Here is a 25,980-nt window from a genome sequence, read left to right as displayed (position 1 = left end):
TCGTGCACGAAAATGCTAGCGGGTCCAGTCTTCGACCCGCAGTTTAGGAACTTGGGCGAAGACATGGTCGCTCGTGACCAGGACCGCATCCTTGATCAGGGCATGGGTCGCAATCAGCAAATCGAACGGCGCCAGAACATTGTCCTTCGCCGTCATCTGTCCACGCACCGTGCCGTAAAGTTCCGCTGCATCGCCATCCCATGGCAGAACATCGACGCGCCGCAGAAATTCTTGCACCACCGTCCGCAACCGGATCGCCTCCGGCCGCCTGGCTAATCCGAACATCAGTTCACCCTTGGTGATGGCCGAAATGCAAAGCAACGCCATCGGCACATTCAACAAGCGCCCGGTAACAACCGGATGGTCCTTGACCAGATGGCTGACCGTATTGGTATCGAGCATGTACAACGTCATTCTCGCCATCCTTCAAAAGGATCGCGCTGCGGCGACTCCTGGCGACGCTCTTCCTCGCTAAGGAAATCGGCGGGCACATCGGCGCTCTTCAGCGCTGCGAAAAAACCATCCCAATTACTGGGCCGCCGTGACAGGATCACATCCCCGGTTTCAGGGTCTTGTCGAATAAAGACCTCTTTGGTGTCAAACCGGTAGGCGGCAGGCAAGCGCACCGCTTGGCTGCGCCCATTGACAAAGAGTTTTGCGATATAGCTCATGATCACCTCTTTGGCATATACCAAAGTATATGCCAACTCAAAAAAGGTGCAATGCTAATCAGATGATAGGCCTCAATCGACGATGCTGCCCGCCGGCGGCACGCCATAGCGGTCTGCCTGTACCTTGCCGCTGACGCCGTGCGTGCGCACGTCGGCGGTGATCGGCAGCATCTCCTTGTTCCACTGCTCCCACTGCTCTTTCAACTTCGCAAACACTTCGGGGTGGCGCTTGGCCAGGTTGGCGCGCTCGCGCTGGTCCTTGGCCACGTCGAACAGGAACTCGTTGCCGCCAATTTTCAGATACTTCCAATTGCCGGAACGGATGGCGCGCTGCGCGTTAGCCTTGTAGCGCCACAGCAGCGTGCGCTCCTGCTGCTTCGCCTGGCCCAGCAACAGCGGCAGCAGATTGGTTCCGTCGGTCGGATAGGCCGGATCGGGCGCGCCGCCGGCTGCGGCCAGCAAGGTCGGCAGCCAGTCCATGCTGATCGCCACCTGCTCGGACACCTGCCCCGCCGCAATCTTCGCCGGCCAGCGCACGATGGCTGGCACGCGGATGCCGCCTTCCAGCAGCTCGGTCTTTTGCCCGGTCAGCGGCCACGTCTTCGAGAAGCGCTCGCCGCCGTTGTCGCTGGTGAAGATGACGATGGTGTTCTCGGCCAGCCCCTTATCCTCCAGCGCTTTCAACACGCGGCCGATCGACGCATCCAGCGATTCGACCATGCGGCCGTAGGTGGCCAGGTCGCCGCCGTCGTAGTGGAAGATGTTGTCGATGTCGCGCGAGATGGCCTCGTCGCCCGGCCCTTCCCAAGGCCAGTGCGGCGCCGTGTAGTGCAGCGACAGCAGGAAGGGCTTGCCGGCCTGCTGCTTCTGCACATAATCCACTGCGCGCGCGCCCAGCAGGTCGGTGTAATAGCCAATCTGGTGCACCGGCACTTCGCCCTCGTACAAATCCTCCTTCACCTGCGGGCCGACGCCCGGCTTGTGCGTGAAGTAGTCGATGGCGCCGCCGTAGTTGCCGAAGAAGCTATCGTAGCCGCTCTTCAGCGGGCCGAAGGTCGGCAGGTAGCCCAGGTGCCACTTGCCGATCAGCGCCGTGCCGTAGCCCTGCTTCTTCAGCAGCGACGGCAGTGTCGGATGCGTGCGCGGCAGGCCGATGGTGTCGGAAGCGCCGGCGATCGGCTCCTCCAGCCCGCCGCGCAGGCGGTACTGGTAGCGGCCTGTGATCAGAGCAAAGCGCGTCGCCGAGCACACGGCCGAGTTGGCATAAGCCTGCGTGAAGCGGATACCCTGCCCGGCCAGCCTGTCCAGGTTGGGCGTGCGGAAATCGGTCTGGCCGTAGACGCCCAGGTCGGCGTGCCCCAGGTCATCGGCCAGGATGAAGATGATGTTCGGCTGCTCCTTGCCGGCGGCCAGGCCATTCGGCAGAACGCCGGCCAGCGCCAGCGCAGGCAGGGATTTAAGTACGCGGCGGCGGGTGTTATTCGTCATGCATGGTCTCCAATCAGAAATCCGCGCGGGCGGTCACGCCAACCTGGCGGGGCGTTCCGATCACGGCGTTATAGGCACTCGGGCTGGTGTTCCAGGTGCTGGTGTAATAGGTCTTGTCGAACACGTTCTTGGCCCAGACCGAGATATCCCAGCGGGTCTGGCCGTTCTTCACTTTCACGCCGGCCGACAGATTGGTCAGGCTGTAGGCAGGAATGCGCGAGTACTCCGAAGCATCCAGCGTACCGTAAGTCCCGCTGCGGTAGGCGTAATTGATGTTGCTGTAGCCTTCGACATTGGCCTCCAGCGTAGTCGCGTATTGCGCGCTGAGGTTGCCGATCCAGCGCGGCGCATTGACCAGCGCGGCGCGGCCCGACAGATCGCACGATGCGCCGGGACGCTCGCTCGGGCACGGCGCGTTCTTGTACTCCTTGTACTTGACGTCGTTGAACGAACCGTTGGCGCCCAGCGTGAAACCACGCACCACGACAAAGCTGGTGTCCAGCTCCAGGCCGCGGCTGCGCACGTTGCCGGCGTTGGTCAGGTAGGACGTGGCGCTGACCGGATCGTAGGCATTGCTCTGGTAGCCCTTGACCTCGTTCCAGAACAGGCTGGCGTTGACTTGCGCGCGGCGCTCCAGCAGGTTGCTCTTGATGCCCAGCTCCAGGTTGTTGGCCTTTTCGTTGTTGACCCTGAGCGAGGACACACCCGCCGCGCCCGGCACCGACAGGTTGATGCCACCCGATTTCTCGCCGTGCGACAGACTGCCGAAGGCCAGTACGTCGGTATCGACCTTGTAGGCCAGCGTGAGCAGCGCCGATGGGCTCAGGTTGTTGAGGTGGACGTCGCCGGAGTTGTAAACGCCGTAGCGGGCGTTGCGCGATGCCAGCGCCGGGCCGGTGACGACGGCGCCGCCGATCGGCGCATCGCGCGTCACCTGGGCGATCTTGTCTTCGTAGGTGGCGCGCAGGCCGCCGGTCAAATCCCACTTCGGATCGATGTGCCAGATCGACTGGCCGAACAAGGCGTAGCTGTTGACGCGCAGGTGGCCGTTGCCGATGCTGGTGACATTGCTCCAGGCGCCGGCCGGCGTGGCGTTGAACTTGTCGGCCAGCGGCCCGTTGTAGGTGAAGTTGACGTTGTCCAGGTTCTGGTAATAGTAGTACGCGCCGAGCACCGATTCCACCGGCCGGCCCAGTGGCGTTGCAAGGCGCAGCTCCTGTGTGAATTGGCGATGGCGCGCGGACGAACCGACGTTCAGCACGACCGGCACGTCGAGGCCGTCGTCATTGTGCGGCGTGAAGTTCCAGAATCGGTAGGCGCTGATGGAGGTGAATTTGTAGTCGTTGTCCAGCTTCCAGTTGACCTCGCCCGAGACGCCGCCCTGGTGAACGTCCACATGCGAGCCGCTGTCCAGGTTGACCTGGCGCTTGGTCGGATCGGTGATCGGGTGGCCGCCGACGGCAGCGGCCTGCGACAGGAACTTGCCGCCAGGGCCGGCGCTGTAGAAGATCAGCGTGCCGTTGTTGGAATCCTCGACGTTGTAGTCGGCGATCAGGCGGGCGCTGACTTTGCTGTTCGGTTCCAGCAGCAACTGGGCGCGCACGCCTTCGCGGTCGCCGCCCTGCACTTTGCTGCTGTTGTAGACGTTGGTGATGTAGCCGCCCTCATGCGTCTTGTAGACGGCGATGCGGCCGGCCGCCGTGTCCGAGAAGGCGCCCGACAGCACGGCCTTGGCCTGAACGTAGTCCTGCTGGCCGAGCGACAGCTGGGCGCTGTTCTCGCTGCGGAAGGTCGGCTGCTTGGTGGTGATGTTGAGCACGCCGGCGGTGGTGTTCTTGCCGAACAGCGTGCCTTGCGGACCGCGCAACAGTTCCAGCTGCTGGATGTCCAGCGCATCGAAGGCGGCCATGCCGGGACGGGCCAGGTACACGTTGTCGAGATAGACGCCGACGCTGCCTTCCAGGCCGTCGCTGGCCGGGTTGTTGCCGAGGCCGCGGACGGCAAAGCTCATCTGGCGCGCGTGGACGTAATTGACGGTGGTGCTGGGCAGCAGTTGCTGCAAGTCCTGCACGCGGTAGACGCGGTTGCCTTCCAGCGCGCTGCTATCGAGCACGCTCATCGACGTTGGCACGCTTTGCGACGTCTCGTTGCGGCGGCGCGTGGAGACGGTGACGCGGGCCACCACTTCCAGCGAAGCGTCGGCGGCGGCGGTGGCGCTCGTGGCAGCGGCCGACGGCTCGGCGCCTTCAGCGGCAGCCTCCGCGCCGGCAGCAGCGCCGTTCGCGGCGGCAGTCCCGGTTGCGCCGGCGGCGGCTTCGGCGGTTGCACCGGCGGCGGCAGCAGCGACGGAGGCCGCCGATAAGCCCAGCGCCGCGGCGTTCTGCGCCTGCACCGGCGCAGCGGCGACCAGCAGGAGTCCATATGCCGCAGCGACGGCGGCGGCCAATTTATTCTGTTGCATAGCAGTCTTCCATTCAAATTAACGGGCGTGAACCGCCCCGCACCCCGGCTTGGCGGCCGGCGCGTTCTGTTGTTGTAGGTAGGTGATGGCGCCGCAACGATGCGCGGCGCGGGGGCGTGTTCGCGCTTAGTTCGTGACTACGCGGAACTTGCCTGGCTCCGGCGGCGTGACCGCTTTTTCGGAACGCGGAGTGCCTTCCGGCACCCAGTTGTACGGCACCGGTTGGGCGCGGTACAACCAATTACTCAACACCGGCTTGCCCGCGCCGGCTACCGGCGTCGGCGCGAAGTACGGGCTGACGTATTCCCAGGCGATGTCGCCCTTGCTCGTGACCTGGAAGATGCGGCCGTTCATGCCTTCATCGATCAGGGTATTCCCGTTCGGCAGGCGGCGCGCGCTGCTGATGAAAGAACTGTAGAAACTCCACTCCGGTCCGTTCGAATCGCCGCCCGTGTATTCCCACACGATCTGCTTGGTGACAGGATCGATCTCCAGCACCCGTGAGCGCGGCTGCACGCCAACGCTGACGCGCGGATAGCCCGCCTCGCCTTGGTTGTCGAACACGAGGATGTTGCCGGCGCCAGGCAAGCCCGGCTCGATCAGGTGCGCATCATGCTGGCCGATGATCTGGTCCACCGGGCGCGGCAGCACGCGCGGACCGCGCACCTGCGCCGGATAGTCCGGCCCCAGCGACCACACCACTTTGCCGGTCTGCTTGTCGAGGATGACGATGAAGTTGGCCTCGCGCGAATCGATCAGGATGTTATCGGGATTGAAGCGCTTATCGCCCGCATCGAACCAGCGGTTCGGCCCCAGCACCGACATGTTGTTGACGTGTAGGTAGTCGAACGGCGCAGCCTTGCCACGCGGCGAGTAGCCGTTCTTCACCAGCTTCAGCGATTCCGGCTTGAAGCCGAATTCATCCAGGTGATCGGAGGCCAGCCACTTCCAGACGATGTCGCCGCCCGGCGTGACCTCGTAGATCACATCGTCCAGCACCTGCGGCGCGGCGAAGCCTGCCAGCGGATGCACCAGGTTGGCCAGCACCAGCGTATTGCCGTTCGGCAGACGGCGCCAGTCGTGGTGCTGCTTGGCGCTGCCGCCGGGTACTTGCGAAGAAGCCTTGCCTTCCACCGGCGCGGCATACGCATCCCGCGCGCCGCCGGCCGCGCCCCATTGCCAGACGACCTTGCTGTTCCAGTCCAGTTCACCGATGGCCTGGTTGCGCAGGCCGTTGCCCTCGTTGGAGGTGCCGGTGGTGCTGGCCAGCTGCACCAGCACGTGGCCGCGCTTGCCGCCGGTCAGCGCAGGGTTCAGCAGCACCGGCGGGAAGCCTTCGGCGTTCCAGCGGTGTACCTCGTTGCCGTTCATGTCGATCAGATGGGTGTTCTTGTCCTGGCCGCTGAAGATCACGTAGCTGTTGTACGCGGTGGCAGTGTCGTAGCGGGTGACGCCGGTAGGATAGACGCTGGGCGCGGCGCCCAGGTTGGCTGCAACGGTGAACAGCGACAGTGCGGCGAGTGTACGAGTAGTCATGACACGAGTTCCCAGTGAGTGGACAGTGTGTCTATATTACTAATCCACGTAGAAAACTCGAACTAATATAACCAAACATCGATATACAAAAAATGCCGAAGAACCCCGCATGCGTTTAGCGATACGCTGACTGCGCCGCTTAGGGGTCAGACCCCGTCCGGGGTCTGACCCCGCTTGGCCGTGCGGGTTTAAACGGCTTCGGCGCCGGTCTCGCCAGTGCGGATGCGGATGACCTGCTCAACGTTCTGCACGAAGATCTTGCCGTCGCCGATCTTGCCGGTGCGGGCGGCTTTGATGATGGCATCCACCACCTGCTCGGCCACGCCGTCGTCGACCACGACTTCGACTTTAACTTTCGGCAGGAAATCGACCACGTATTCCGCGCCACGATACAGTTCGGTGTGGCCTTTCTGGCGGCCGAAACCTTTAACTTCGGTAACGGTCAGGCCGGTGACATTAACTTCGGCCAGTGCTTCGCGCACCTCGTCCAATTTGAACGGCTTGATCACAGCGGTAATCTGTTTCATGACTTCTCCTTATTTTGTTTCAACGAAAATCTGGTGCCGGGCGTGCCGCGAGCGATTACTTTGTATTGTAATCGACGCGCACACGCTGTCCATCAACGTATGCGAATACCTGTCAATTCCCTGCTTCTTGCACCGGAATGGAGCGTAATTCCTCCAGCCATACAACGCTTTGCGCGTCGCTCGGCGCGCGCCAGTCGCCGCGCGGCGACAGCGAACCGCCGCTGCCCACCTTCGGTGCATTCGGCACGCAGCTGCGCTTGAACTGGCTGGTGCGGAAGAAGCGGTCCAGGAAGATGCCCAGGTTTTTCTTGATCTCGGCCAGTCCGTACTGGTTGCGGGTGACGTGGTCGCCATCCGGCCAGCGGCCCTTCTCCTTGTCCTGCCAAGCCGCCAGCGACAGGAAGGCGACCTTGGACGGACGGAAACCAAAGCGCAGCACGTAGTACAGGTTGAAGTCTTGCAGCTCGTAAGGACCGATGGTGCTTTCGGTGCGCTGCTCCGGCTGGCCGTCCGCCGTGCCCGGCACCAGCTCGGGACTGATCTCGGTGCCCAGGATGTCGAGCAGCACCTGCGCATCGTTGCGGCCGATCACGCCGGACTCGGCGACCCAGCGCACCAGGTGCGAGATCAGCGTCTTCGGCACGCTGGCGTTGACGTTGTAGTGCGACATGTGGTCGCCCACGCCGTAGGTGCACCAGCCCAGCGCCAGCTCGCTCAAGTCGCCGGTGCCGCAGACGATGGCGTTGTGGTGGTTGGCCAGGCGGAACAGGTGGTTGGTGCGCTCGCCGGCCTGCACGTTTTCAAACGTGATGTCGTACTGTGCCTGCCCTTCCGAATACGGATGGTTCAAGTCTTTCAGCATCTGGATGCAGCTTGGGCGGATGTCGATTTCCTGCGCCGAGCAGCCGACCAGCTTCATCAGCGCATGCGCCTGCGTCAGCGTGCGTTCGCTGGTGGCGAAGCCGGGCATGGTGTAGGCCAGGATGTTGGTGCGCGGCAGGTTCAGCTTGTCCATCACGCGCGCGCACACCAGCAGCGCATGGGTCGAGTCGAGGCCGCCGGAGACGCCGATGACGATCTTCTTGATGTTGCTGGAGTTCAGACGCTGCGCCAGCGCCTGTACTTGTATGTTGTAGACCTCGTTGCAACGCTCGTCGCGGCGGCGCGCATCGGCCGGCACGTAGGGGAAGCGTTCGACGCAGCGCTTCAGCGCCAGCGGTTCTTGGCGGTCGATCTCCAGTTCGAAGAACACGGTGCGGAATTTGTTCACTTCGGCCGCATGGCGCTGCACCGATTGCGCGAAGGTGTTCATGCGCATGCGCTCGCGCGACAGGCGCTCCAGGTCAATGTCGGCAAAGGTCAGCGTGGCTTCGTCGCTGAAACGCTTGGACTCGGCCAGCATTTCGCCGTTCTCGCAGATCACGCCCTGCCCGTCCCAGGCCAGGTCGGTGGTCGATTCACCGGTGCCGGCCGAGGTGTACAGGTAGGCGGAGATGCAGCGCGCCGATTGTTGCGACACCAGCTGGTTGCGGTAGCCGGCCTTGCCCACCAGCGCGTTCGACGCCGACAGGTTGACCAGCACCGTGGCGCCGGCCAGCGCCGCGAACGACGACGGCGGTATCGGCACCCACACATCCTCGCAGATCTCGACGTGGAATTTGAACAGCGGCATGTCGGCCACTTCGAACAGCAGGCCGGAACCGAACTGCACGCGCTCGCCCAGCAGGTCGATCTCGGTGGCGACCGCATAATCGCCGCTGCAGAACTGGCGCACGTCGTAGAACTCGCCGTAGTTGGGCAGGTAGCTCTTCGGCACCACGCCCTGGATCTGGCCGTTGGCGATCACCACCGCGCAGTTGTACAGTTGGTGCTCAACGCGCAGCGGCAGGCCGACCACCAGCGCCAGCTTCCATTGCACCGAGGCGGCGACGATGCTGTCGAGCGCATCGAGGCAACCATCCAGCAAGGCACGCTGGTGGAACAGGTCGTCGCAGGTGTAGGCCGACAGGCCCAGCTCCGGGAAGGCCACCAGCGCCGCGCCTTGTGCGGCGGCCTGTTCGGCCAGCGCGATGGTCTGGAGGGCGTTGTAGGCGGGGTCGGCGATCCGGCAAATGGGCGAGGCGATGGCGACGCGGGCGAAATCGTGGGTGTACAGATTCAGGAAATTCGAGGTCATGTGTAGTCTTTCGCGAGCACAAGGGACATGCAAAATCGAATTATCGCACGGGGACAGCCGTGCCGCCGCCAACAGATCGGCTTCAGATAGGCTAGACTTGCGCCAACATCAAAGGCCGGAGGCAAGCGTGGCAGTAGCAGTATTTACGATCATCGACTCACTGGACGGCGTGGACCCGGCGCAATGGCAGGCGCTGGCCGGCGACAATCCGACGCTCAGCCACAGCTTCCTGCATGCGCTGCACGAGAGCGGCTGCGCCGCGCCCGACACCGGCTGGTCCCCGCGCTACCTGGTGCTGCATCGCGACGATGTGCTGGCCGGGGCCATGCCGCTGTACCTGAAGGACCACAGCCGCGGCGAGTATGTGTTCGATCACGCCTGGGCCGACGCCTTCCACCGCAACGGCATCGAGTACTACCCCAAGCTACTGTCGGCGGTGCCGTTCACGCCGGTGACCGGCAGCCGCTTGCTGGCGCATACGCAGGAAGACCGCCAGTTGCTGGCGCGCGCCGCCGTGCAGGTGGCGCGTCAGCTGGGCACCTCGTCGCTGCACATCCTGTTTCCCGACCAGCTGGACAAGCAGGCGCTGGCCGACGCCGGCTTCATGCTGCGCGAAGGCGTGCAATTCCACTGGGATAATCCAGGCTATGCGGATTTCGAGGCCTTCCTGGCCAGCATGAAGATGGAGAAGCGCAAGAAGATCCGCCAGGACCGGCGCCGCGTGCTGGATGCGGGCATCGCCTTCGAGCACCTGGCCGGCGAGCAGATCACCGCCGAGGTGCTGGGCTTCTTCTACGACTGCTACGTGTCGACCTACCACGCGCACTATTCCAAGCCGTACCTGTCACTGGCATTCTTCCAACGCATCCTGCGCGAAACGCCGGACAGCATGATGATGGTGCTGGCCAAGCGCGGCGACGCGCCGGTGGCGGCCGCACTGAACCTGGTGGGCGGCGGCATCATGTACGGTCGCTACTGGGGCACGCTGGAATTCGTCTCCGGGCTGCACTTTGAAACCTGCTACGTGCAATCGATCGAATACTGCATCGGCCACGGCATCGCCCGCTTCGAGGGCGGCGCCCAGGGTGTGCACAAGATGTCGCGCGGGCTGGTGCCGACGCCGACCTGGTCGGCCCACTGGGTGGCCGACCAGCGCTTCGCCGGCGCCATCGCCGACTTCCTGCGCGAGGAAACCGCCGCCATGAACGACTACATCGACGAGCTGGCCGAGCACGTGCCGTTCAAGGCAGGCTGACGGGGCGCGTCAGTGCTGGCCCGCCGGCGTCATGCGCCGTTCGGCCACGCGCCGCTCGGCATTGACATTCCTGGCGGCCTTCGCGGGCAGCGGGCCGTAGGCGCGGTAAGCCAGCGCCAGATACAGCACGCCCGCCACAATGGCGTACACGCCGACCAGCCAGACCAGCGCCAGCACACCCATGTTCGGCATGGTCACCAGCACGGTGCCGAACATGACGGACACCAGGCCGCCAGCCAGCAGCAACCAGTCGCCGCCGCGCAGATGACTGCGCAAGCGCACCGCCAGGATGATATCCAGCACGCCGCTGATCATCGCATTGACGCCGATGACGAGCACCAGCACCAACGCCGCCAGCACCGGCTGCATGACGGCCAGCACGCCGGCGGCGATGCTCACCAGCCCCAGCACCAGCAACAACCACCAGTCGAACGCATGCGACCCGGTGGCGTGGCGCCGGTTGCGCGCCGCGCCGGTCAGGTAGACCACGCCGGCCAGCAGCGCGTACACGGCGAAGATCGCCACCAGGCTCAACACGGTCGGTCCCGGCATCGACAGCGCCAGTCCGCCGAACAGCAGCAACAGCACGCCGCGCAACGCCAGCATCCACCAGCTACGCAGCACCATCGGCCTCGCATCCATGCTCACCTCCCCTCATAAACGGTCGCTCATTGGTGTCAGACCAGAGTGACGGGCAAAGGGTTCCGCAAAACACAGGTAGAATGGTAGCGTTACCTACTATCGATACCAGTATGAAACCAGTTTGCTTCACAGCAATTTCAATCGGGCCTATACTCTGTGCCCCTTTGTAGGGTTTTATCAGGAACGTGGCAAGCCAAGCATGAATGCAGATTTTATAAGACAACGTGAGCGGTTCAAGTCCGCCACGATGAAGCGGATCGACGTCAGCGATGAATCCTATAGCAACGTAACCGAATTATTGGCGGCGATCGCCAAGCCTTTCCACGTTCGCAAGGGGGAATACATGCAGCGCGCCGGCGTGCCGGCGACCCAGGTGCACTGGATCAGCAGCGGCGTGGTGCGCAGCGGTTTCTTCAACCGCGACGGCATCGAAGTGACCTTGCGCTTCTACCGCGAGGGTGAATCTGCCACCACGCTGACCGACCTGATCAGCGGCGAAACCGGCCAGCCTGCGGTGCAGTTCCTGATCGCGGAAACGCCGATCCACGGTTTCACGCTGGACTGGAAGCGGTCCTGCGAGCTGCGGGCGCAGCACGAGGTGATGCAACATTATCATCTGAACATCGCCATGCACGGCCTGCAGACGCTGGCCCAGCGCGCCTACACCAACGGCGAAACCTCGGCCCACGAGCGGCTGGCGGCGTTCCGCGAAGAATATCCAGGGCTGGAGGCGCGCATCTCCCAGCGCGCGATCGCGTCCTACCTGGGCATCACGCCGCAGTACATGTCGCGCTTGCGGCGCGAGGCGGAAGCCGCCACCGGCGCGCCGCGCGGATAAAAAAAAGCCCCTGGCGCTAGCGCTCGGGGCTTTCTTGTTTTAGACGGCGTGAATTACGCGATGCCGTTTTCTTTCTTGTAAGCGGCGACGCCGCTCAGGATCTCTTCCTTGGCTTCGTCCGGACCATACCAGCCGTCGATCTTGACCCATTTGCCTTTTTCCAGGTCTTTGTAGTGCTCGAAGAAGTGCTGGATCTGGCGCAGGCGCAGTTCGTTCAGGTCTTCCGGCTTCTGCCAGTGGCTGTAGATCGACAGTACTTTGTCGACCGGCACGGCCAGTACTTTGGCGTCTTCACCGGCTTCGTCGGTCATCTTCAGCACGCCGACAGGACGGCAGCGCACCACCACGCCTGGGATCAGCGGGAACGGGGTGATGACCAGCACATCGACCGGGTCGCCGTCGGCGGACAGGGTGTTCGGCACATAGCCGTAGTTGCATGGGTAGTGCATGGCGGTGCCCATGAAACGATCGACGAAGATCGCGCCCGATTCCTTGTCAACTTCATACTTGATCGGATCGGCGTTCATCGGGATTTCGATGATGACGTTGAAATCGTTCGGCAGATCGCGGCCGGAAGATACTTTATTCAAGCTCATGGGGGTTTCCTCGTAAGTGCTGGCAAATGTTTAACCGCGTAATTATAGCGAACTACAGCCCGCTTGTGCGGCGCAGCACTACGAAACAGCCCGCCAGACGCTACTGTGTCGTGAGCGGACTCAATAGCAAAACCCCTCGCCCCATCTAAACTGAAGGTTTCAGGAGGCGAAAAATGAAGCCATTGAAGAGCAAGTGGATTGCCTACACGGTCGTTGTGGGACTGATCCCAATGCTGACACGCTTGCTGATATGGACGGCGACCACAGCGGGAGAAGGAGCAAGCGATGACCACAATTCTTAACATCATCACCTACATAGCGGTAGCAGTCGGATTTGGGGTCTCAATCTGGGTATATCTTCAGACCGGAGAACAAGCCCCACCAGAACGCCCGCAAGACGAAAAATCCGACCCCTCAACTATGAAATAAAAACCCGTCGCCAGTACGGGACCAAAGCCGGTTTCGCGACAATCTTGTTACTCCCTGTGGCGCTGCCAAAGGCATAAAGTTCTCCTGCAGCGCTGATCCACGGCGCATCTACAGGAGGCAGCAATGACCAATACCACTACCGAAACTTTGAACCATACCGTCGCCTCGCCCGCACTATGGCTGCAGCAACGCCTGGCCTTGCTGGCGCGCGAGAAGGAATTGACCCACCTGCACGACCAGGTCGCCCGCGAACGCCGCGCGCTGCCATGGGAGCGCGTTGAAAAAAACTATGTGTTCGACACGCCGCAAGGTAAGCGCGCGCTGGCCGATCTGTTCGAAGGCCGGCGCCAGCTGGTGGTGCAGCACTTCATGTTCACGCCCGGAGCCGAACAGGGGTGCAGCCACTGCTCTTATATGGCGGACCATACCGACGGCGCCCTCGCCCACCTGGCACAGCGCGACGTGACCTTCGTCGCCATCTCGCGCGCGGCGCTGGAGGACATCGAGCGCTTCCGACATCGCATGGGCTGGCGCTTCAATTGGGTATCGTCGGGAGAAGGTGATTTCAACTACGACTTCCACGTCAGCTTCCGGCCCGACGAGCTGGCCAGCGGCGAAGTCGATTACAACTACCAGCGCCAGCCCACAAAAAATCCCGACATGCCCGGCGTCAGCGTGTTCTACAAGGATGACGACGGCGTGGTCTACCACAGCTACTCGACCTACGGCCGCGGCGTGGAGGTGATGATGCACACCTATAACTTCCTCGACCTGACCCCGCTGGGCCGCAACGAGGAAGACCTGCCCTATACGATGGCATGGGTCCGCCACCACGACCGCTACGAGACCGCGCCGGCTGCGGCCGCGTGCTGTCATGCGCAGGCATAAGCAGGCGCTGCAGGTCATGGCGCCCATCGCGGCCGGCCATGCCGCCTCCGCCGCCTTGATGACGGCCGTTCACGGCGCCGGCCTGATGCTGGCGCCGGTGCTGGTTCCGCTGTGCAGCAGCGACGGCACCGTGCGCGAGGTGGCCATGGCGGGTTCGCAGACGCTGGTGCTGGCGGCGTCCGGCATGCACGCGGCGGCGATGCTGGGCATGACCGCCGCCGTCAATGCGCTGCTGAAACGGTACTACGCGACGTAAAAAAAACCCGTCGCAAGGACGGGTTCTGTTTAGAGGATGGTGGCCAGCGCGCACTGGCGGTAGTGGTTGGCGGCGTCTTCCGGCTGGGCCAGCGCTTCGTGCATTTGCGCCAGCTTCAGGTGGGATTCGCGCACCATGCGCGGGTCGGCGGCGTCGGACAGGGCTTGCTCCAGATAGCGCTGCGCCTTGCCCCACAATTTCTGCTTCAGGCACAAGGAACCCAGCGTCAACGCCAGCTCGGCGTCGGTCGGACGGGTGTGTATCCAGTTCTCGCAGTGTTCGATCTGCATCAGCAAGGCCGCCGAGCCGGCCGGCGCCGCCGCTTCGCGGTAGGCCCGCACCACGCGGTCGTCCCAGTCGGCGGCCAGCGATTCTTCCGCCACCAGGCGCGCTTCATCATGCAGCCCGCGCGCGTTGAGCGCGGTGGCGGCGCGGCAGGCCACGTACGGCTTGATGCGGTCGGCGCCCGGGACGGTCGACCATACCCGCTGCAGCGATTCCGCATCGTGGCTGCTGTCGGACAGCATGTCGTCATAGGCCAGCTCGCGCAGGCGTGATGACAGCGCCGGATGCAGCGCGCGGTGCTTGTCCAGCGAACGCACCAGGCGCAGTACTTCCGGCCAATTCTTGGCTTGCTGCTGGGCCTTCAAGGACCATTGCAAGGCGTGGATGTGGCGGGTGCCGCTGGCGTTCAGCTCGCGCACCGCCGCCAATGCCTGCTCCGGCTGATGGTCGTCGACCAGCAGTTCGGTCATCGTCATCAGGCGCGCGGTCTTCATCGCGTTGTCGTCGGTCAGCTTGGCCAGCCAGTTGTCGCGGCGCGGGCCCTGGCGCATGCGGTGCGCGGCGCGGGCGCCGATCAGCGCAGCCACGCCGGCGTTTTCCGGCAGCTCCGAGGCGCGCATCGCTGCCTTTTCGGCATGGCCGAAGCGGCCCTCGAACAGCGCCTTCAGCGCTTCGCGCAAACCCTTGTTGCCATCGCGTTCACGCTTGCGCTGGCGGTAGGCCGCCACCTTGCCCGGCATGCTGACGGTGGCGCGGAAGGCGCGGATCACGAAGTACAGGAAGGCGAACAGCGCCACTTCCAGCACCACGAAGAAATTCAGCGACAGGTCGATCCGGTGCGGCGGGTAGAACAGCACCACATTGCCCGGATTAAAACGCGCCGTCACGGCGATACCGATGGCGGCAGCCATCAAAGCGACTATCCAGAGAAATAAACGCATGACTATGGCTTCGCTTTGTAGTTGCGCACAGCGTTCAGGCTGTCCGACAGGGTCGGCATTTCAATCGCCAGATTGCTGGTCTGCACCTGGCGCAGCAGCATCTGCACGGTCTGCGTCGATTTGGCGCGGACATCGAAATACTTGACCAGCGCTTCCTGCGCCGCGATCAGGTCGGCGCGGAAGGCCGTCTCGTTGCGCGACAACAGCGCCATGCGCGCGTTCAGCAGGCGCAGTTTCAGGTTCTCGCGCAGGAAGTAAGCCTGGCTCGGCGACAGCATCAGCGCGTCCGGCGTGGTCACGCTGCGCACGCGGATCAGCTGGCGCACGTCGGTCCACATCTCGGTGCTCCAGCTGCTCCAGGTGTCTTGCACTGCTTGCAGCCACGGGCTGGTCTGCTCGACCGGCTCAGGCTTGCCGCCCTTGCCCAGGGCAGGCTTGGCCTTGCTCTTCTTTTCCGGCGGCGCCGGCAAGGTCGGCTTTTCGTCCGACAGCATCGGCAGCGTATCGATTTGCGCGATCACGTTGTCCAGGCGCAGCGCCATGCCCACCGAATCGACGCTCGGCAAGGCCTTCAGCTTTTCCGTGTCCTTGGCGATGGCGCGGCGGATGGTGATGAATTGCGGCTTGTCCGAACGCGACAGGCTGCGGTCGGCGTTTTGCAGCGCGATCAGCGCGCCCGGCACGTTGCCGGCCAGTTGCAGCTGCTGGCTGGCGGTCGACAGCACTTGTTCGATCTCGGTCAGCGCCCACTCGTCGCGGTTCTTGGACAGGTCCTGGTACAGCTGCTCCAGCGCCAGTTGCTGGCTCTGCGCTTCCTGCTGCTTGCTTTCCAACAGGGCAACCTTGCCTTGCAACTCCTTGCTGGTCTCCTGCACGGCGCGCGCCAGGGTGCCGGTTTCGGCATTGCTGGCGTCGCCCTTTTGCAGGCGGCGCGCCATTTCTTCGCGCAGGTTGCGCACCTGGTTGTGCGAGGACCAGGTCTGGCCGGCCAGCAAAATGGCCAGCACGACGATACCGACCAGCAGCATCTGCGGCTGTTGCACGGTTTCGAGCAGGCTGGGCTCAGGCTGCGGCTTGGCCACAGGCGGGGTCTCGGCGGCGGCGCCGGCGGAGACGACAGGATCGGGTAAGGTAGGCAAATCGTTCATAGGCGTGATTGTAACGCGGCCAGCAGGCGTTCGTCGCCTGATCCGGTGAGCGTCAGTCGGGAAAACCCTAAATTATTTGCCGTTTCGGCAATTCGGGCGTGCGGAATGATCAAATGCTGTTGTTGCATCAATACAACGCAACTCTGCTGCGTCGCATCAGCCTGTTGCGCGTCCAGTTGCGCCAGCAGTTCGCACAGTCCGCGCAGGGCTTCGGAACTGGTGATGATCCAGTCGTTTTGCTGCGACAGCAAATCGCGCAGGGTCGCGGCCAGCTGCGGCGTCAGGCGCGGCACCGAGCGGCGGTAGGCCGGCACCACGTCGACCACGGCGCCGGCGGCGCGCAGGCCGTCGGCCATCAGCTCGCGGCCGCTTTCGCCGCGCACGATCAGCACCGGCTGGTCCCGCAGCGCGGCCAGGTCCAGCGTTTGCAGCAAGTGTTCGGAATCGCTGTGGGCGCTGTCGGCCGGGCTGACGATGTCGACCGTCGCCGGCGTCACGCCGTGCGCGGCCAGGGCTGCGCGGCTGCCCTCGCCCAGCACCGCCAGCCTGACGCCGGCCGGCCACTGCTTGATATGCGCGAACGCGGCGTCGATGGCGTTGGGCGAGACGAAGGCCACCATCTTGTAGCCCGGCTGCGGCGCGCACAGCCGCTCCAGCGCGGCCAGCAGTGCGGCCGGCTCGGGCAAGGGCTCGATTTCCAGCAGCGGCAACAACGCCACCCGGCGCCCCAGTGCGCTAACACGGGCCGCCAACGGCAAGGCTTGCGCCAGGGGACGGGTGATGACGACGGCGCCGGTCATCCGCTGGTCAAGTGCCGGAGGACGGCGCGGCGGCCAGCGTGGCCGAACGGGCGTCGGCGTCGGCCTGGGCGGCTTCGCTCAGGCAGGACGCCAGGATGCCGACCGCGTCCTGCGCGCGCAGCAGCTCGGCGACCTGCTGGCCCAGCGCTTCCGGGTCGGCGGCGGCGCCGCGCACCTCGGCGCTGGCCATGCGGGCGCCGTCCGGCGTGGCGACCATGGCGCGCAGGTGCATCTGGCCGTCTGCCACGGTGGCGAAGGCAGCCAGCGGCACCTGGCAGCTGCCGCCGAATACCTTGGACACCTTGCGCTCGGCCGTGACGGCCTGGAAGGTGGCTTCATGGTTCAGTGGCGCCAGCAGCGCCATCAGGTCGATGCCGCCGGCTTCCTTGCGCACCGGGATCTCGATCGCCATCGCGCCCTGGCCGGCGGCCGGCAGGCTGTCGGCCGGGTCCAGCAGCGCGCGGATGCGTTCCGGCAGGCCCAGGCGCTTGAGGCCGGCGGCCGCCAGGATGATGGCCGCGTAGTCGCCGCGATCGAGCTTGCCCAGGCGGGTGTCGAGGTTGCCGCGCAACGGTTTGATCACCAGCTGCGGGTAGCGCGCGGCGATCAGCGACTGGCGGCGCAGGCTGCTGGTGCCGACCACGGCGCCGGCCGGCAACTCGGCCAGCGAGGCGTAATCGTTGGAGACGAAGGCGTCGCGCGGGTCTTCGCGCTCCAGCACGGCGGCCAGGGCGAATCCCTCCGGCAACTCCATCGGCACGTCCTTGAGCGAGTGCACGGCCAGGTCGGCGCGGCCTTCGGCCATGGCGACCTCAAGTTCCTTGACAAACAAGCCCTTGCCACCCACCTTTGATAAGGTTCGATCAAGAATTTGGTCGCCTTTTGTCGACATTCCTACAATTTTAATATCGCACTGCGGATATAATAATGTCAAACGTGCCCGTACATGCTCGGCCTGCCACATGGCAAGCCGACTTTCACGCGACGCGATCACCAAGGTGGACGGAGGATTTTGTAGTAATTCCGATATTTTCAAAACCAGTTCTTTCGCTGTAGCGGGCGCTAACCGGCGCAGGCCAGTCTCACGCGCGTGTTTAAGATCACAAATTTTATCACGCTCACCTTCTTGCAGAACCGGGCCACAAGCCTTTGCACCGACTTTTCACATCTTTGCGGCTTATCTCATGGCAAACCAATCTAGTGCAACGAACGATCAAACGGCTGAACAACCTGGCGTAGACAAAGACGCGCCACTTAAAGAAGACATCCGCCTGCTAGGCCGCCTGCTGGGCGACGTGCTGCGCGACCAGGAAGGCGAAGAAGTCTACGCCGTGGTCGAGACCATCCGCCAGACGGCGGTGCGGTTCCGCCGCGAAGCCGACGCCGGCGCCGCCAAGGAACTGGACGGCATGCTGAAGATCCTGACGCGCGAGCAGACCATTTCCGTGGTGCGCGCGTTCTCCTACTTCTCGCACCTGGCCAATATCGCGGAAGACCAGCACCACATCCGCCGCCGCCGCGCGCACCTGCTGGCCGGTTCCAAGCCGCAGCAAGGCAGCGTCAACTTCGCCCTGTGCAAGCTCAAGGAAGCCGGCGTCAGCCAGGAAACCGTGGCCACCTTCTTCCAGGACGCGCTGATCGCCCCGGTGCTGACGGCCCACCCGACCGAAGTGCAGCGCAAATCGATTCTTGATGCGGAACACGATATCGCCCGCCTGCTGGCCGAGCGCGACCTGCCGCTGACGCCGAAGGAACAGGCCGCCAACATGCACCTGCTGCGCGCCCGCGTCGCCACGCTGTGGCAGACCCGCATGCTGCGCTACTCCAAGCTGACCGTGGCCGACGAAATCGAAAACGCCCTGTCCTACTACCGCATCACCTTCCTGCGCGAGCTGCCGGGCCTGTACGACGACATCGAGTCCGACATCGCCGCCCACTATGGCAACGGCGACGGCGCAAGCCAGGCCATCGCCGCCCCCTACGTGCAGATGGGCAGCTGGATCGGCGGCGACCGCGACGGCAACCCCAACGTCAACGGCGGCACCATGCAGCACGCGCTGACGCGCCAGGCCACCACCATCCTCGACTTCTACCTTGAAGAAGCGCACACGCTGGGCGCCGAGCTGTCGGTGTCGACCCTGATGATCGCCTGCAGCCCGCAGTTGCAGGCGCTGGCCGACCAGTCGCCGGACCTGTCCGACCACCGCGCCGACGAACCGTACCGCCGCGCCCTGATCGGCATCTACGCCCGCCTGGCCAGCAGCGCCCGCGCGCTGGGCGCGACCAACATCCTGCGCAAGGAAGTGGGCCACGCCGAGCCGTACGCCACCGCCGCCGAATTCTCGGCCGACCTGCAAGTGCTGATCGACTCGCTCAACGCCAACCACGGCGCCGTGCTGGTGCAGCCGCGCCTGTCGACCCTGAAGCGCGCGGCCGACATCTTCGGCTTCCACCTGGCCTCGCTGGACATGCGCCAATCGTCGGACATCCACGAGCGCGTGCTGGCCGAGCTGTTCGTCAAGGCCGGCGGCCAGCCGGACTACTCGTCGCTGGACGAGGACGCCAAAGTGGCGCTGCTGCTGAGCGAGCTGTCGCAGCCGCGCCTGCTGTATTCGCCGTACATCGCCTACTCGGCCGAGACCGACTCCGAGCTGGGCGTGCTGCGCGCGGCGCGCCAGATCCGCGCGCTGTACGGCGCCCGCGCCATCCGCAACTACATCATCTCGCACACCGAAACCGTGTCCGACCTGCTGGAAGTGCTGCTGCTGCAAAAGGAAATGGGCCTGCTGCGCATCGCCGAGCAGGAACTCGACCTGATGGTGATCCCGCTGTTCGAAACCATCCCCGACCTGCAACGCGCGGCCGGCATCATGGAAGCCGTGATGGCGATCCCGCTATTTAAAGCGTTGATCGCCAGGCAGGGCCAGATCCAGGAAGTCATGCTGGGCTATTCGGACTCCAACAAGGACGGCGGTTTCCTGACCTCCAACTGGGAGCTGTACAAGGCCGAGACCCACCTGGTGACCGTGTTTGAAAAAGCCGGCGTCAAGCTGCGCCTGTTCCACGGCCGCGGCGGCACCGTCGGCCGCGGCGGCGGTCCGTCGTACGAGGCCATCCTGGCGCAGCCGCACGGCACCGTCAACGGCCAGATCCGCCTGACCGAACAGGGCGAGATCATCGCCTCCAAGTTCTCCAACAAGGACATCGGCCGCCGCAACCTGGAGCTGCTGGTCGCCGCCACGCTGGAGGCGAGCCTGATGCCGCAGTCGGCCGACAGCGCGCACCTGGCCCAGCTGCGCCAGTTCGAAGCCATCATGGCCGAGATCTCCGACCGCGCCTACCAGGCCTACCGCAACCTGGTGTATGAAACCCCAGGCTTCACCGACTACTTCTTTGCCGCCACGCCGATCGCCGAGATCGCCGAGCTGAACCTCGGTTCGCGCCCGGCCTCGCGCAAGTCGACCAAGCGCATCGAAGACTTGCGGGCGATTCCATGGGGCTTCTCGTGGGGCCAGTGCCGTCTGCTGCTGCCGGGCTGGTACGGCTTCGGCAGCGCCATCGGCGCCTGGATCGCCGACGGCAAGCAGTCCGATCGCCTGGCCCAGCTGCAAGCGATGTTCAAGCAATGGCCGTTCTTCGCCACCCTGCTGTCGAACATGGACATGGTGCTGGCCAAGACCGACCTGGCGATCGCCTCGCGCTACGCCGAGCTGGTGCAGGACAAGGAGCTGCGCGAGCGCATCTTCAAGCGCATCACCGAGGAGCATGCGAGCACCTTGGCCATCCTGCAAAGCATCACCGGCGCCACCGAGCGCCTGGCCGGCAACCCGTTGCTGGCGCGTTCCATCCAGAACCGCTTCGCCTACCTCGATCCGCTGAACCACTTGCAGGTGGAGCTGATCAAGCGCCACCGCGCGCTGTCGAGCGAACCGGGCAAGGCCGACGAGCGGGTCCATCGCGGCATCCACCTGTCGATCAACGGCGTCGCCGCCGGCCTGCGCAACACCGGTTAAACCCGTTACGCCGCCAAGAACACCCCGCGCCGCAAGGCCCGGGGTGTTTTTTTTGCACCTTTGTTATGAAACGAAAAAATTCCTACCGCCAGTAACAAGCCCGCCAAATAGCGATGGTTTTCAACATGGGACTGTTACCTATCATTTAGGAAAGGTGTATGGATTTCCAGACAGACTGGACGAAATGCTGCTGACAAAATGAAACATTTCAGTAGAATCAGGTGCAGTTGATCGACGCATCAAAACGGTATAAATAATATTTCCGTCGGCGCCAAAAGCGCGGAACGAAGCGGCAAAATCTGATCCGGAGAGTTCACATGAAGTTGCGCACACATCGCCTGCTGTACACCGACCGCCCCGCCCCGACACCGCAAGCGCGCTTGCTCTAGAGCCGCTTCTCCCGAATTTCACCCCCCTTTTTCACGCGTGCCGCCAAGGCACGTGTTGGAAGCGTGCGCGCCGCGCCTGGCTGCAGACCTGCGTAGCGACGCATACATCAGATCGTCCCCCAAGGACGACTTTACTCAGTTGAACCTTGCGACACACCTTTTGGAGAGATCAACATGACATTCAGCCGTAAACTGACCATGCTGGCAGCCTGCCTGGCCTGCGTATCCGCCGCTCACGCCGGCGCCATCAAAGAAGACAAGGACTCCCTGTTCAAGCCCAGCGGCAAAGGCTGGGGCGAGCTCGATGTCGACTCGATGAGCCGCCCCGAACGCGCCGCCACGCTGCGCGCGCAGCGCAGCGCCAACCTGACCTACCAGGGCGGCCCGGTCATGGTGGCGCCGACCAAGGTGTACTACATCTGGTACGGCTCGGCCTGGGACAGCGCATCGCAAAACGTGCTGAACAATATCGCCTCGCACATCGGCGGTTCGCCTTACTTCAACATCAACACCACCTACTACAACGCCAGCAATACTCACGTGGTGAACCAGGTGACCCTGGCCGGCAGCACCGCCAACTCCGGCACCCTGGGCACCAAGCTGACCGACGCCAACATCCAGACCGTGGTGACCAACGCCATCAGCTCGGGCGCGCTGCCGCTGGATTCCAACGCCATCTACTTCGTGATGACCGACAAGAACACCACCGCCACCTCGGGCTTCTGCACCCAGTACTGCGGCTGGCACACCAACACCAACTTCAACGGCCAGAACATCAAGTACGCCTTTGTCGGCAATCCGGAAACCCAGTGCGCATCGGCTTGCGGCGCCACCTCGCCGAGCCCGAACAACACGCCGGGCGCGGACGCCATGGCCAGCATCTTCGCCCATGAACTGGAAGAAGCGGTCACCGACCCGGACGGCAACGCCTGGTACGCGCTGTCGAACGGCATGGAGAACGGCGACAAGTGCGCATGGAACTTCGGCACCACCGCCACCGCATCGAACGGCGCCAAGTACAACCAGACCTTCGGCACCATGAAGTATCTGATCCAGCAAAACTGGGTGCTGGCCCCGTCCCAGGCGTGCGCGCAGCACTATCCTTGAGCAGGCTAGTACAATCAGTTTGAACTGATCCGGGCCGCCGCGGCGCATCGCGGCGGCCTCCCACCCTCCTGGAATGTTCATGCAAAAAATTTCTTTGATCGGGCTGGCGCTGCTGGCCCTGGCCCACACCGCGACGCAAGCCGCGCCGCCGCGCACGGTGCCGACCGTCACCCGCACGGTGCAACTGTTCAGCACCCTGGAAAACGACTGGCTGGACGCGGTGCACAAGCGCGACACCAAAGCCCTGAAGAAAATCGTCGCGGATGAATTCGAACTGCGCAGCGCCAGCGTGCCCGGCCGCCCCACCGCGCGCGCCGAATGGCAGCAGCAGGCGTTTGCCGCGCCGGCGCCGGAGTCGAGCATCGAGCAAATGGCGGTGCACGAATATGGCGAGCTGGCGGTGGTCAGCTTCATGTGGAAAATCGCCGCGCCGAAAAACAGCGCTCTGCCCACCCAGGTGTTCGTGGTCGATACATGGAAACAGATGGACGGCGGCTGGAAGGCGGTTGCCCGCTACGCCGCCACCGTGGACGGCGCCAGCAAGGCGGTGCCCGGCTCCGACCTGGCCGCGCCGGCCATCCATAAAAAATACTGACCCCGGCCATGACGACCTTGCTGTACCGGGAACGCTACTGGATAGGCGCCGCCGCGCTGGCCGGCGTGGCGCTGGCGTGGTACTGGCCATCCGCCGATGCGCCGGCCGTCCCGGCGCACACCGCCGCCGCGCCCGCGTGGTACGACCGCATCACCTCCAGCAAGATGGTCGCCGACCTGCGCCAACCGAGCGAGCTGCCGCTCGACGACCAGCTCGCCCCCTCCTCGCTGTCGACCGACGCCGCCGGCAACCTGGTGGTGGACGCGCCGCTGCGGATGCTGTTCGAATTCTTCCTGGTACGCGGTGACGGCGCCGACCTGAATGCACGCGCCGATCAACTGCGCGACCATCTGGACCGGCAAGTCAGCGGCCCCGCCGCCACCCAGGCCAAGACGCTGGCCACCCGCTACGCCGCCTACGTGCGTGCGCACGACGAGCTGCTGGCAAGCCAGCGCATCGCGCTGCCCTCCGGCGCCGCCCCCTCGCCGCAGCAGGTGGAACAGCTGGCGACCTGGCAACAGCAGCGCGCGCGCCTGCGCCTGAGCAGCTTCGGACCGGCCACGGCCAATCTCTGGTTCGGCGCCGACGATGCCGGGCTGGCGCAAGCGGTGGCCGAGCTGCGCGAGCAGGCCGCCACCGGTGCGAACTCAAACGCCGCCGATGCAGGTGGGGCCGAGCCCGACTCCAATACGCTGCGCGAGCGCCGCCTGCACGGCGCCACCCGGGACGCGGTACGCGACAGCGACACCAGTGAACTGCTGGCCGGCGCCACGCAAAGCTATGAGGCCGTCGCCGGCGAGGAGCGCGCATGGCGCGCCCACTATCTGCGCTACCGGGCCGACGCCGGCCGGCTGGCCGCCGCCCCCGGCAGCGAAGCGCGCCGGCTCCAGCTGGAAGCACTACAGCGACAGAATTTCCCCTCCGAGCGCGAGCGCATCCGCGCGCGCGCCAGCGGCATCGAATAATCCACCAGGAACACACCGCATGAAGCACACCACCAAGCTGCTGCTGGCAGCCAGCCTGCTGACCTTGCCCGCAGCCCACGCTGAAACGCCCGAGGAAGCCCGCATCAAAGCGCTGATCACGCCCCGCCTGGGCGTCAACATCAAAGTCGATTCGGTGACTAAGACGCCGTACGGCGGCCTGTACGAAATCAGCACCAACGGCGACATCTTCTACACCGATGAAAGCGCGCGCTATCTGTTCGTCGGCAAGGTGGTCGACACCGGCGACAACTATCAGGACCTGACGCGGGCCCGGGCCGACCAGCTGGCCGCGATCCGTTTTGCCGACCTGCCGCTGGAAAACGCGATCAAGACCGTCAGGGGTGACGGCAAGCGCGTGATGGCGGTGTTCGAGGATCCAAACTGCCCTTACTGCCGCAAGCTGCACCAGACGCTGGAAGGGATAGACAACGTCACCATCTACACCTTCCTGCTGAATATCCTGTCGGACGACTCGTCGCTCAAATCCAGGGACATCTGGTGCGCCCCCAACCGGGCGCAGGCATGGCGCGACTGGATCGTCAACGCCAGGGCCGCACCGGCCGCGCCGCCCGCCTGCCCGACACCGAACGAGCAGGTGCTGGCGCTGGGCAAGAAACTGCACGTGGCCGGCACGCCGACCGTCTACTTCGCCGACGGCTCGCGCACCGGCACCTCGTTCGACCGGCAGGCGCTGGAGGCCAAGCTGAGTGCGACGACCAGGTAGGTCCGCGCCGTTTGCGGGAGAATTTTTTATTTCCTTGAAGATTACTCAATTTGGTTATTTTGGCATTAGAATGTCAAAAAACCACTATTGTCCGCAAACATGAAGAACTTGATTGAATCGCTGGGCAAATCGGAAATCGAAAGCGTCGTCACCCGTCTTCAGGCCGGCATCGGCGGCACAGCGCCCGTCACAGGCGAACTGCACAACATCATCGCGGTCATGCCGCTGGCCCTGTTCATCAAGGATGCGCAATCCCGGGTCGTGCTGATGAATCCGGCCTGCGAGGCCCTGTGGGGCATCGCCTTCGCCGACATCCGCGGCACCGACGGCGCCGCCTTTTTCCCGCCCGAGCAAACCGCCTACTTCCTCGAGCACGACCGCATCGCCTTCGACAGCGGCCAGAACACGGTGTACGAAGAACAGCTGTGGCATGCCGGCCGGGCCGAAAACCGCTGGATGCAAACCCACAAGCAGCCCACCTACGACGAGCTCGGCCAGCCCAAGCTGCTGATCGCCATGTGCATCGACATCACCGAGCGCAAGCTGGCGGAATCGGCTTTGCAGTCCTCGCTGCAAGAGATGAGGACCCTGTCCCGGCACCACCACACCACCAAGGAAAGCGAGCGCCGCCGCATCGCCCAGGACATCCACGACGACCTGGCGCAAAACCTGCTCGCGCTCAAGCTGGACGTGGCCACCCTGCACAAGCGCACCACCGCGCGCCAGCCGCTGCTGCACCAGCGCGCCGCGCAGGCGCTGCATACGCTCGACGCCAGCATCCTCGCGGTGCGTGAACTGATCAACGAACTGCATCCCCGCACGCTGGAGCTGGGCCTGTCGGCCGCCATCGAATGGCAGATGCAGCAACTGGAGCGCCACCACGGCCTGCATTGCCGGCTGGAGCTGATCGAAGACAACGCCACGCTGGACCAGCGCCAGGTGACGGCGATCTACGGCATCATGCTGTCGGCGCTGAGCTATCTGTGCAGCCAGAGCGGCACGCGCACCGTGCAAGCGACGCTGAACCTGCGGCCGGAGCAGCTGTCGATCGTGGTCAGCGGCGACGGCCTGCCCGAGCAGCAATCGCCGCGCGACGTGCTCGACCTGGGCGCCATCCGCGCCCGCCTGGCCGACTTCGGCGGCGATCTGGCGGTGGCGCAGCTGCCCGGCGCCGGCACCGTGCTGCGCATGAACTTGCCGGGCCAGCCTTCCGCCAGCTAGCGGATGCA

23 protein-coding genes are annotated in these 25,980 nt (G+C 64.3%); 10 read left to right on the top strand and 13 right to left on the bottom strand.

Annotated elements, in window-relative coordinates; genetic code table 11:
* Window positions 1–15 precede the first annotated feature (15 nt).
* The 7 genes from V6M89_RS16650 to V6M89_RS16620 form a co-directional block, all read right to left on the bottom strand.
* Window positions 16–402, bottom strand: coding sequence for a type II toxin-antitoxin system VapC family toxin (locus V6M89_RS16650; protein ID WP_332854208.1), 387 nt, complete (start codon window positions 400–402; stop codon window positions 16–18).
* Between the two features lie 8 nt (window positions 403–410).
* Window positions 411–671 carry an antitoxin gene (locus V6M89_RS16645; protein WP_332854207.1) on the bottom strand — a complete coding sequence of 87 codons (261 nt, stop codon included), beginning with the start codon at window positions 669–671 and terminating at the stop codon, window positions 411–413.
* 72 nt (window positions 672–743) lie between these two features.
* Window positions 744–2,159 carry a sulfatase family protein gene (locus V6M89_RS16640; RefSeq protein ID WP_332854206.1) on the bottom strand — a complete coding sequence of 472 codons (1,416 nt, stop codon included), beginning with the start codon at window positions 2,157–2,159 and terminating at the stop codon, window positions 744–746.
* 13 nt (window positions 2,160–2,172) lie between these two features.
* Window positions 2,173–4,620, bottom strand: coding sequence for a TonB-dependent receptor (locus tag V6M89_RS16635; protein ID WP_332854205.1), 2,448 nt, complete (start codon window positions 4,618–4,620; stop codon window positions 2,173–2,175).
* Window positions 4,621–4,746: 126 nt separating this feature from the next.
* On the bottom strand, window positions 4,747–6,156 hold the full coding sequence (locus V6M89_RS16630; RefSeq protein ID WP_332854204.1) for an aryl-sulfate sulfotransferase: 1,410 nt from the start codon (window positions 6,154–6,156) through the stop codon (window positions 4,747–4,749).
* Between the two features lie 188 nt (window positions 6,157–6,344).
* Entirely contained in the window at window positions 6,345–6,683 is a 339-nt protein-coding gene (locus tag V6M89_RS16625) for a P-II family nitrogen regulator (RefSeq protein WP_020705920.1), read from the bottom strand.
* A gap of 112 nt (window positions 6,684–6,795) precedes the next feature.
* A complete protein-coding gene (locus V6M89_RS16620; RefSeq protein ID WP_332854203.1) occupies window positions 6,796–8,859 on the bottom strand; it encodes an NAD(+) synthase in 2,064 nt (687 codons plus the stop codon).
* A gap of 127 nt (window positions 8,860–8,986) precedes the next feature.
* Between V6M89_RS16620 and V6M89_RS16615 the strand changes: the two genes are divergently transcribed.
* Window positions 8,987–10,114: a GNAT family N-acetyltransferase gene (locus V6M89_RS16615; protein WP_332854202.1), complete on the top strand. Its 1,128-nt coding sequence runs from the start codon at window positions 8,987–8,989 to the stop codon at window positions 10,112–10,114.
* Window positions 10,115–10,123: 9 nt separating this feature from the next.
* Here V6M89_RS16615 and V6M89_RS16610 read toward each other — a convergent pair whose 3' ends face one another.
* Window positions 10,124–10,756: an HdeD family acid-resistance protein gene (locus V6M89_RS16610; RefSeq protein WP_332854201.1), complete on the bottom strand. Its 633-nt coding sequence runs from the start codon at window positions 10,754–10,756 to the stop codon at window positions 10,124–10,126.
* Between the two features lie 247 nt (window positions 10,757–11,003).
* Here V6M89_RS16610 and V6M89_RS16605 point away from each other — a divergent pair, with 247 nt between their 5' ends.
* The gene (locus tag V6M89_RS16605) at window positions 11,004–11,594 is read left to right on the top strand and encodes a Crp/Fnr family transcriptional regulator (RefSeq protein WP_116989620.1); all 591 of its coding nucleotides are present in this window, start codon (window positions 11,004–11,006) and stop codon (window positions 11,592–11,594) included.
* A gap of 53 nt (window positions 11,595–11,647) precedes the next feature.
* On the opposite strand, the gene ppa is transcribed toward V6M89_RS16605, so the two are convergent.
* Window positions 11,648–12,190, bottom strand: coding sequence for an inorganic diphosphatase (gene ppa, locus V6M89_RS16600; RefSeq protein ID WP_008447002.1), 543 nt, complete (start codon window positions 12,188–12,190; stop codon window positions 11,648–11,650).
* Window positions 12,191–12,742: 552 nt separating this feature from the next.
* Here ppa and V6M89_RS16595 point away from each other — a divergent pair.
* Together V6M89_RS16595 and V6M89_RS16590 are read left to right on the top strand one after the other, a co-directional pair.
* Window positions 12,743–13,507: a DUF899 domain-containing protein gene (locus V6M89_RS16595; protein WP_332854200.1), complete on the top strand. Its 765-nt coding sequence runs from the start codon at window positions 12,743–12,745 to the stop codon at window positions 13,505–13,507.
* Window positions 13,494–13,763, top strand: a complete 270-nt coding sequence (locus V6M89_RS16590) for a hypothetical protein (RefSeq protein WP_332854199.1) — start codon at window positions 13,494–13,496, stop codon at window positions 13,761–13,763. The genes V6M89_RS16595 and V6M89_RS16590 overlap by 14 nt, the downstream gene beginning before the upstream one ends.
* 29 nt (window positions 13,764–13,792) lie before the next feature.
* Here the strand turns inward: V6M89_RS16590 and V6M89_RS16585 are convergent, their stop codons facing one another.
* From V6M89_RS16585 to hemC, 4 genes are read right to left on the bottom strand one after another with little or no spacing between them, the layout of a single operon-like run.
* A complete protein-coding gene (locus tag V6M89_RS16585) occupies window positions 13,793–14,989 on the bottom strand; it encodes a heme biosynthesis protein HemY (RefSeq protein ID WP_332854198.1) in 1,197 nt (398 codons plus the stop codon).
* A 2-nt stretch (window positions 14,990–14,991) separates the two neighbouring features.
* Complete coding sequence (locus V6M89_RS16580; protein WP_332854197.1) at window positions 14,992–16,137, bottom strand: uroporphyrinogen-III C-methyltransferase; 1,146 nt, start codon at window positions 16,135–16,137, stop codon at window positions 14,992–14,994.
* Window positions 16,134–16,937, bottom strand: a complete 804-nt coding sequence (locus V6M89_RS16575) for a uroporphyrinogen-III synthase (protein WP_332854196.1) — start codon at window positions 16,935–16,937, stop codon at window positions 16,134–16,136. Before V6M89_RS16575 ends, V6M89_RS16580 begins: the two co-directional genes overlap by 4 nt.
* Before the next feature lie 7 nt (window positions 16,938–16,944).
* Window positions 16,945–17,973, bottom strand: a complete 1,029-nt coding sequence (hemC, locus tag V6M89_RS16570; RefSeq protein WP_442881979.1) for a hydroxymethylbilane synthase — start codon at window positions 17,971–17,973, stop codon at window positions 16,945–16,947.
* Window positions 17,974–18,121: 148 nt separating this feature from the next.
* Here hemC and ppc point away from each other — a divergent pair, with 148 nt between their 5' ends.
* The 6 genes from ppc to V6M89_RS16540 all read left to right on the top strand — a co-directional run bounded on the left by ppc (window position 18,122) and on the right by V6M89_RS16540 (window position 25,972).
* On the top strand, window positions 18,122–20,950 hold the full coding sequence (gene ppc, locus V6M89_RS16565) for a phosphoenolpyruvate carboxylase (RefSeq protein WP_332854195.1): 2,829 nt from the start codon (window positions 18,122–18,124) through the stop codon (window positions 20,948–20,950).
* 563 nt (window positions 20,951–21,513) lie between these two features.
* Window positions 21,514–22,446, top strand: coding sequence for a hypothetical protein (locus tag V6M89_RS16560; RefSeq protein WP_332854194.1), 933 nt, complete (start codon window positions 21,514–21,516; stop codon window positions 22,444–22,446).
* 79 nt (window positions 22,447–22,525) lie between these two features.
* Complete coding sequence (locus V6M89_RS16555; protein ID WP_332854193.1) at window positions 22,526–23,041, top strand: nuclear transport factor 2 family protein; 516 nt, start codon at window positions 22,526–22,528, stop codon at window positions 23,039–23,041.
* An 8-nt stretch (window positions 23,042–23,049) separates the two neighbouring features.
* Complete coding sequence (locus tag V6M89_RS16550; RefSeq protein ID WP_332854192.1) at window positions 23,050–24,006, top strand: hypothetical protein; 957 nt, start codon at window positions 23,050–23,052, stop codon at window positions 24,004–24,006.
* 19 nt (window positions 24,007–24,025) lie between these two features.
* Window positions 24,026–24,751 (top strand): DsbC family protein, encoded by a 726-nt coding sequence (locus V6M89_RS16545; RefSeq protein ID WP_332854191.1) that lies wholly within the window; start codon window positions 24,026–24,028, stop codon window positions 24,749–24,751.
* A 99-nt stretch (window positions 24,752–24,850) separates the two neighbouring features.
* A complete protein-coding gene (locus V6M89_RS16540; RefSeq protein ID WP_332854190.1) occupies window positions 24,851–25,972 on the top strand; it encodes a PAS domain-containing sensor histidine kinase in 1,122 nt (373 codons plus the stop codon).
* Window positions 25,973–25,980 lie beyond the last annotated feature (8 nt).

The sequence above is a fragment of the Duganella sp. S19_KUP01_CR8 genome (assembly GCF_036688705.1).
GTDB lineage: Bacteria > Pseudomonadota > Gammaproteobacteria > Burkholderiales > Burkholderiaceae_D > Rugamonas.
This window is presented reverse-complemented; position numbering and strand designations above follow the sequence as displayed.